Consider the following 8,994-nt stretch of genomic DNA (forward strand, 5'->3'; position numbering starts at 1 on the left):
GCTGATTTGAGCCCGGGCTAAAATCCTAGTGAAAAAGATGAAACTCCTTGTGTTCATCGAACACGGTGTCGTTTCCCTATTTTCATACGGATTTCTTACGCCCTTAGCATCATGATTAGCGACGAAGTCCTAGAGAGTTGATCAACTCACGGTAACGGTTAACGTCGTTTTTACGCAAGTATGCAAGCAAGTTACGACGGCGACCGATTTTCTTCATCAATCCACGGTAAGTAGCGTGGTCTTTTTTGTGTTGTTTGATGTGTTCGTTAAGGTGGTTGATTTCCCAAGTAAGGACAGCAACTTGAACCTCTACTGAACCTGTATCACCTTCGTGACGTGCATATTGTGCGATGATTTCATTTTTTTTCTCTTTTGAGATTGCCATGATGTTTCTCCTTTTTATTTGGCTTCATCCGAGTGACAGGTTGGCATGCCTGCAACCAAGAAGAAGTTATTTGTCTTTACGACAGTTCTTATTCTACCAAGAAGCAGAGACTTTGTCAACTGATTTACTTTTTAAAAACTTGACCTACTCTACTGATTTCAGGGCTTCAAGCATATCCACCTTTCTCAAGTGGTGATTGACAAAGAAACCCAGTAAGGCTAAAATCACAGTCACTGCGACGATTGGAAGAGCAGAGACTTCCCAGCTGACCTGTGGATAAAAAAGTATGGTGGCAGGTGAGATCATTTGAATCAAAAATTGATGTAAATAGTAGCCGGCTACCAAACCGAGAACAATCCCCACAAAGGAAAGCACCATGGTCTCGCGGTAGATATAGAGGGTCACTTCTTTATTATGGAAACCGAGAACCTTGATAGTGGAAAGTTCACGGATACGTTCTGCCACATTGATATTGGTGAGATTGTAAAGAATGACAATGGCTAGCAAGACGGAAACAAGGACAAGGATTGCCATGGTTTTATTGAGAGAATTGGCTACAGATTCAAAAAGGTGGATAGCCGTTGCATTTTGGACCACCCCAGAAACAGCAGTTTTTTTCATAAAGACCGCAGCTTCTTTCTCCGTATTGGATGGTGTTGGCTCTTTTAATTTTACTAGGTAGGTATTGTCTTTCGGACTGGTACCGTAGACTTGTTCGTATGTCGCTCGGTTGAGATAAACAAAGTGTCCAACATAGTTTTCAGAAATAGCCGCGACCCTGATTTCTTTCCCATCAAGCTCCAGCTTGTCTCCAACCGTAATACCTTCTAGTTGAGCTAATTTTTGACTCACGACTGCTCCATCTGTGACCTGCACCTCTTGGCCATTTTCCTCTAATGCGATAAAGGGGTTGAAATTTTCTCTGCTTGTAACCATTATGGTGATAGTCTGAAGTCCTGCTTTTCCTTTGAAATCTTTTTCAATGGATTTAGAGTAAATCTTTTGATAAGCATGGATAGGCTCAGCTTGCAAGGCACTTTCTAGGTCTGCTTTTTCTTGCTCCGTTACACCGCTCTTTTCCGCTACAATCATCTGGTATTGCTGGATTTGTTCAAATTGACGATCGACAACTCCTCCCACAGAAGACTGAATGCCAAGACCTGCAAATAGGAGAGCAACCGAACCTGCAACTCCAAAAATGGTCATCAACATCCGTTGCTTATAACGGAAAATATTTCGCGCCGTAACCTTATGAGTGAAGCTCAAACGACTCCAAATAAAGCTCAAGCGTTCCAGCAAAATCTTTGATCCTTTAACGGGAGGTTTGGGCAGCAAAAGTTGGGCTGCTTCATCGTGCAATTCCCTCCGTGCCACTAGATAAGCTGGCAAGACACTGGATACCCAACTTAAGGCCAGGGCAAGAAGGCTATAAGACCAGTAGAAATACTCCTGACTTTTCCCAACGACCATTCCAGCTGTTATAACATCCGAAATCACGCCTGCAAGGAGATAATGTCCTAGAAGCGTTCCTAAAACAGTTCCCACAGTTCCTGCAAGAAAACCATAGAGGACAAACTTGGCAACAATATCTTTATTCTTGTAACCTAGGGCCTTGAAAATACCAGCATTGGTACGCTCTTCATCCACAAAGCGAGTCATAGTTGTAAAGGTTACCATTGCAGCGACCATATAAAGCACCACGGGAAAGATATTCCCAACAGAACGAATACTTGCTGAAGCGTTATTGTACATGAGATAGCCTTGACCACCTGGCATGGTTTGGCGGTTGTATACATGGTAAGTAGGCTCTGCCAGTTCATCAAGCTCTTTCTGGTGTTGTTCAAGCTTCTCTTTTTCCTTGGCTAGATTACTCTCTGTCTGAGCTATTTTTTCTTTTTCTGTAGCCAATTCTTCCTTAGCTTTTGTCAATTGCTCCTTGGCTTGACTCTTTTGAGGCTCAGGCAAAGCGGTCACTTGTTCTTCTTGCGTTTTCAATCGACCTTCGGCCTGTTCTAACTGGCTCTTGCCTTTTTGAAGGTTACTTTCAACTGTTTGGAGCTGCTCTTTTCCATCTTCCAAGCTCTTTTGCCCATTTGCTTTGATACTTGCCAATCTTTTTTGACCATTATCGGCAAGCAAGTTTTGTAAGTCTTCCTGGTGTTGATCTCGTTTGCTTCTATAGTCTGATGAAAAAGCATCCAAATTTTTTAAATCATCATAGCGCACACGCGCAATGCTATAAATATCTGAGTCAAACTGACTGGGTAAAATCACTCCATAGCCAGCCAAGCTTCCATTTCCACTACTAGCCCCTCCCAAGTCCTCTTGAGAAAGTATCTCACCCGACTGAACAAATCCAGTAATGGTGAAAGATTGGGATTTTATGACGTTCTTCCCTTCTTCTTTCTTGCTAAAGGTGATAGTCTGCCCAATCTGATAGCGGTCTTTCCAGAAATCTGCCAAGGCAATTTCCTCATCAGCTTCTGGCAGTCGCCCTTCTGTCACTTGAAAAGTTGAAATTCCCTCTGGCTTAGAATAAAGTCGAACCGCTTCTTCACTATTTTCAACGGTTAGGTCTGCCATATAGCCAAACTCAACACTTGCTCCTTGAAGGGTCTTTAGTTCGTCTTGATCCTTTTTATCCAAGCCATAATCAGCTATCACGGCCAGATCCAAGGTATTTGCTTTACGAAGATAATCCTCAGCCGTACGTTCCATATTGGGGCTAGTCACTTTGAGACCTACTAGAGCTAAAGACCCCAGCATCATCAAGGTCAAGATGGATAAAAAGCGTCCCTTGGAAGCAGTCACCGACTGGAGTAAGTCTTTTCGGTATGTTTTTTTCATGCTAATACTCCAATGTATCGATAGCCTGTGGATGCTCATTGATTGTTACTCTCATAACAGTGGCATCACGCATGTGAATCACCCGATCTGCGATAGGAGCTAGCGAGCTATTGTGAGTCACGATGATTACCGTCGCTCCCTTTTGACGAGACATGTCTTGGAGAATCTTCAAGACTTGCTTGCCCGTCTGATAATCCAAGGCGCCTGTCGGTTCGTCACAAAGGAGAATTTTAGGATTTTTGGCTACTGCGCGTGCAATGGAGACTCGCTGTTGCTCCCCTCCAGAAAGCTGGGCTGGAAAGTTATTAAGCCTATGAGCCAGACCTACATCTTTGAGCACTTGCTCTGGATCCAAGGCATCTGTCACGATTTCAGAAGCCAACTCCACATTTTCCTTGGCTGTCAGATTGGATACCAGATTGTAAAATTGAAAAACAAAACCTACATCTTCACGACGATAGTTTGTTCGTTGGTGCGAACTATAGTTGGCAATATTGGCACCATCAATCCAGATTTCCCCCTCGTCATTGGTATCCATTCCCCCAAGAAGATTAAGAACCGTTGACTTGCCCGCACCAGATGCACCTAGAATAATAACCAATTCTCCCTTTTCAATCTCAAAATTCACATCGCGATTGGCCACAATCTCCGTGTCCCCAACCTGATAACGCTTGTAACAATGTTTCATCTCAATATAAGCCATCATCAACCTCACTTTCTTTAACTACTTCTTAATATCATTATAACGCTTTTTCGAAGAGTTGGATACTAGAATAAAAAGAAAAACCTAGGTATTCCTAGGCTTTCTTTTTACAAATTATTTTCCAAGGTAGTATTCAGAAACTACGTTCAATTTTTCGTCGAATTCGAATACCAATGGTGGGAAGTTAGGGATTTCCACATCCATGATTTCGTCATCTGACAAACCTTTGATGTGTTTTACAAGGGCACGGATTGAGTTACCGTGAGCTCCTACGAATACGTTTTTACCATCTTTAAGAGCTGGAGCGATTTTATCTTCCCAGAATGGTAGGGCACGTTCCAAAGTCACTTTCAAGTTTTCAGCATCTGGAATAACTGAGTCGTCAAGTGAAGCGTAACGACGGTCAGTGTGAGCTGAATGCTCATCATCACGATCCATGTTTGGAGGCAATACATCGTATGAACGACGCCAGATGTGAACTTGCTCATCACCAAATTGTTCAGCAGCTTCAGCTTTGTTTTTACCAGTCAAACCACCGTAGTGACGTTCGTTCAAACGCCATGATTTTTCAACTGGAACCCACAATTGGTCAGAAGCTTCAAGAGCCAAGTTAGTTGTTTTGATCGCACGTTTCAATACTGAAGTGTAAGCTTGGTCAAATTCGATACCAGCTTCTTTGATCAATTTACCAGCGTCAATCGCTTGTTGTGTACCTTTTTCAGACAAATCAACATCAGCCCAACCAGTGAAAAGGTTAGCTTTGTTCCATTCAGACTCACCGTGGCGAGCAAAAACCAATTTTACCATTAGATGGATTCTCCTTTAAATTTTCCGAGGTTTCCCCTCGTTTATCTATTCTATTTTACACAATTTTTCACAAAAAAGCTAGTTAAAATCGACAAGTTCTGACAGTCAGGAAGTAAAGTCCTCTCATCCTGACTAGGAACTTCTATAATTCATTACTTTTTATTTGCAAAAATAGAAGTTCTAAAATCATTTGTTTGGTCTAGGTAGGCTTTAAAGACTGCTCTCTTAAGTTTATGGACGGCACTGTCAGTTTCTGGGTTATAGTCACTCCAACGCGTACCTTCTGCATCCTTGAGAACAGCTTGGTCCATCAGTTCTTGCAACTCATTTACTCTTTGAATTGTTTTCGTGGCATTGCTCATCCATGATTGCGTCGGATCTTTAAAAGTAATTTTATTCAAATGATCAAACTGAGCAACGCGCTCTTGATACATAGCTTTTTTGAAGGCTGCCCAAGATGAATACTGACCACCAAATAGCTTTTCTAAAACAAGCTTATCTGTCACTAATCCTTGCTTTTTACCGTAGAGGTTGATTGTTTGACCATTTTGTTTAGCAATTTCTTCATATTGGTTGGAAATATATGGGACCATACCATCTTTAAATCCTTTAGCAGCTAAGAGTTCATAAGCTATCCGGCGTCCCATAAGATCTCCAGGAGTTCCTTTCTCACTGCTCAATGCTGAAAAGATTGGTGCAAAGAGTTTAATCGTAAAGTAGCCATTTCTCTCATAAGTGCCAGCCTGATACTCACGAGCCGAAAGAATATTATTGTCAATCAAACTCTCAAAGCTAGTCAATTTTTGGGCTTCTTCTTCAGTCAAATCTTTCACAACATTAGTAGCATAAACATCATTTCCGTCTGCTGGATCTGTTAGATAGTGGTTCTCAATTTTTCTAAGAGCTTCCATTTTCTGAGAAACATTCAGTTTCTTAACGATCGATTGCCCTTCAAGATATTCCAACAGATAGATGAGGTCAAACATATTATGAGCGTATTTCTGGAGATCGGATGCATCTTTGAATCGTTCCGTCGGATCTAAGACTTGTAGACGGGATCCTTCCATGCTATCTGATTTTGAATGTTTCAAGATTGAGTTAATGGTAATGGTTGCATCATTTGGATGATCTGGCGCTTGTAATAAGCCTTTAGCATAGAACTCAGGACCAAGACCACTTCTTCTACCATAGCCACCAAGATAGATATCCTGATCTGAATCATGGGTCATCTCATGGGTATACGTAATAGCGCCATCCTTATCCAACATACGGTAAGACATATAATAGACACCATCTCCTGTTGCGTATGCACCGTGATGATTATGAACCACCTTGTTACCAACTGGTCCAAAGAAATGTTGCATTGCAGGATTTGAATTCTCAAAGTCTGCGATTGTTGAAGCCTTTCCTTCAGTATGATTATCACCAAACTTATAGGCATCATAAAGCAGGATCGTACGATAGAGTTTTTCACGTGACTGTTTATCCAAAATACGATACCAATAATCGTAATGATCTCGCTGACGCTTGGCTGTTTCACGCGCATTATCTTCAACAAACTTATTGAGTTCATCTCCAGCCTTATAGTCGCTGTTGCGGTAGCGATCGTAAGCGCCAAATCCTAGGCTAGACAAGGTTGAGATGACAAATACGGATCTTTCTGGCAAGGTAAGGAGAGGCAAGACCATATTGCGGTATTTCCAAGTACTACTAGTAATTCGGTCATAAACACCGATAGAATACTTAGTCCCTGCTTGCTCTTGCTTGGCTTTGACCTCTGCAATAGTGGATTTTTCTTCGACAATGAAAGCTTTGGTCTGTTTTTTAAACCAATCATTGTTGCTAGTGTTTGGTAAAAAGACTTTTCGGTAATTTTCTAGCGTGCTAAACAAATCTGTCGTTCCATGATGGCTGGCAAGACTGATACCATAAGTATCAACGTTATTCTTAGCAAGCAGATTATTAAATCCTGATTTCCCTAACTCAATCAAAGTATCTAACGGAGATGCATTTCCTTTGCCAAAGAAATCAAGGTGATACAAGACCAGGTCTTTAATATTAACCTGACCGTAGCTAAAGTTATACCAACGCTCTAAGTAGCTCATGCCAAGAAGCAAGGCTTCCTTGTTACGCTTGATTTTATCTACAATATAACCTGTCATTACTTGATTGTTTTCAACTAGACCAGCATCCGCTGACAAGAGTTTTCTCAGACTTTCTTCTAGATGTTCCTGCGTTTTAGTAAACTGCTCTTCTAAATAGAGCTCGGTTTGCTTCACTTTTGGTGAAATACCAAGTGTGTTTCTAATAGCGTCTGAATGATAATTTACCTTCTTCAATTCTGGTAAGACTTGCTGGATAATCGTTTCTTGATTATACAAGAATTGGTTTGGCGTATAGAGAAGCCCCGTATCTCCTAGACTATATTCTGCCAACTTAGCAAAATCATTCTTGTACTTGAGCTGGAATGTTTCAGAGGAATGATCCTGGTAATGGAGCAAGAGTTTGTTTGCAGTCTGTTTGTTGGAAACAATATCTGTGATGACTTGGTCATCCTTCATCATGACTGCTGACAAGAGTGCTTTTTTATATAAAAGACTGTTCTCATTGACCAGGTTCCCGTATTTGACGACGGTTGCCTTGTTGTAGAAAGGTAGCAATTTTTCAATATTTTTATAAGCTAAGGCGCGCTGAGCTTGATAATGCTTCACCTTAGAAAAATCACTTTCTTTACTACCACTTGTTGAAAGAGGCTCCACTGTTGGAGGAGCGAGAGGATTGATTTCTGCTTTTTTATTAGTCACTTCAGAAGCATCTAAAATTGTTCCTCTTTCTACAAATGATTCCTTGCTGACGACTTCTTCCCTGACCAAGGTGACATTGTAGACTCTATTAGCTTTGTTGCTGAATGTATTAGCCACCTTCATTTCATTATAGTGGTAACCGGTAATAGCATTCCCGTTGGTTACATTGACATCACTTAGTACATTGGTCAATCTTCCTGCATGCTGTTCCTCATTCGTCTTTCGATCCCACAAATATCCAGCCACACCCGCAACTCTACCAAAGTGCTTGACATTGTTGATATCACCTTCAGCATAGCTATCCTGTATATGCGCATCTTGGTCTACTAGACCTGCTAACCCACCAACAGTCTGATCTGAACTATTCGTGTTGGATGAAATGGCTACTGTCGCTTTTGACTTAGTCAGTGAAGCTCTGCCTCCTGTCAAATGACCGACCAGACCACCAATATTGTATGCAGCAGTCGTTTCGTAGGTATTAACAATTCTTCCCTTGAAACTACTCTCTGTGATGCTTGATTGGTCTGCCTTAGCAAGCAATCCACCGATACCACGTTCTCCAGCCAGAACACCATCGACATGAACTTGCTTAATCTTTGTGTTATCCGTAGCTTCATTGGCCAGTGAACCGATATCATCTTTACCTGAAATAGAGACATTTTTTAGGCTCAACTTTTCTACTGTGGCCCCTCTCAAGCTTTCAAAAAGAGGCTTTTTCAAGTTGTAAATAGCATAATGCTTGCCATCCTTTTCACCAATCAACTGACCAGTAAAGGTGCCCTTGATGTAAGATCTGTCATCAGGTCCCAACTCCACTTCGTTGGCATTCAAGCTAGCCGCTAAATGATAGGTTCCAGAGAGATTCTTGTTGATAGCTTTAACCAAGTTGCTAAAGGAAGTGAAGGTTGTTGTTTCTTCTGTAGCCTTTTTTGCGAGATAGAAGGTGAAATTATCGACATATTTATTTTCTAGCTCTTGCTGGAGTTTCTCAACTTTGGCTATGATTTTATAAACTGATTGTCCATTTTTTATTTCTGCAGTTATTGAAGCGACAGGTAGATAGACATCTTTGAATGACGACGATTTGACCTTAACAAAGTAAGTGTCTGGATTACTTGGAACACTGTCTAAAGAAACATGTTGTTTGTAAGTACCATTGGTCTGACTATATAACTCCAGATCCGAAACATTTCTTAATTCAAGTGTTTTTTCTGGATCTTTTTCTTTTGGTTTTTCAGCCGGATTTTCTGGTTTTGCTTGCTCAATATTGCCAGTATATTCTGGAAGAGGGGCAATTTGTTCGGGTTCAACAATCGCTCCGGATTGGGTACCTGTATAAGATGGTTTCGATGGTACCTGTTCTGGTTCGACGATAGCTCCAGATTGTGTGCCAGTATATTCTGGTTTTTCGACCGTCTCAGGGGCTACAACAGCTCCCGATTGCTCAC

5 protein-coding genes are annotated in these 8,994 nt (G+C 41.3%); all 5 read right to left on the reverse strand.

All coding sequences use genetic code 11. The annotated features are described in order from the left end of the window. Positions 1-115: 115 nt before the first annotated feature. The gene (rpsO, locus tag HMPREF2628_RS08010) at positions 116-385 is read right to left on the reverse strand and encodes a 30S ribosomal protein S15 (RefSeq protein ID WP_001018251.1); all 270 of its coding nucleotides are present in this window, start codon (positions 383-385) and stop codon (positions 116-118) included. A 144-nt stretch (positions 386-529) separates the two neighbouring features. Next, positions 530-3,238 (reverse strand): ABC transporter permease, encoded by a 2,709-nt coding sequence (locus HMPREF2628_RS08015; protein WP_180364288.1) that lies wholly within the window; start codon positions 3,236-3,238, stop codon positions 530-532. Then, positions 3,234-3,935: an ABC transporter ATP-binding protein gene (locus tag HMPREF2628_RS08020; RefSeq protein ID WP_070842861.1), complete on the reverse strand. Its 702-nt coding sequence runs from the start codon at positions 3,933-3,935 to the stop codon at positions 3,234-3,236. Before HMPREF2628_RS08020 ends, HMPREF2628_RS08015 begins: the two co-directional genes overlap by 5 nt. A 114-nt stretch (positions 3,936-4,049) precedes the next feature. Beyond that, positions 4,050-4,742 carry a phosphoglycerate mutase gene (locus tag HMPREF2628_RS08025; protein ID WP_000240129.1) on the reverse strand — a complete coding sequence of 231 codons (693 nt, stop codon included), beginning with the start codon at positions 4,740-4,742 and terminating at the stop codon, positions 4,050-4,052. 152 nt (positions 4,743-4,894) lie between these two features. Next, the coding region (locus HMPREF2628_RS08030) for a ZmpA/ZmpB/ZmpC family metallo-endopeptidase (RefSeq protein WP_070842852.1) at positions 4,895-8,994 on the reverse strand (4,100 nt) is incomplete at its 5' end.

The sequence above is a fragment of the Streptococcus sp. HMSC063B03 genome, from assembly GCF_001836965.1.
Classification (GTDB): Bacteria; Bacillota; Bacilli; order Lactobacillales; family Streptococcaceae; genus Streptococcus; species Streptococcus pneumoniae_F.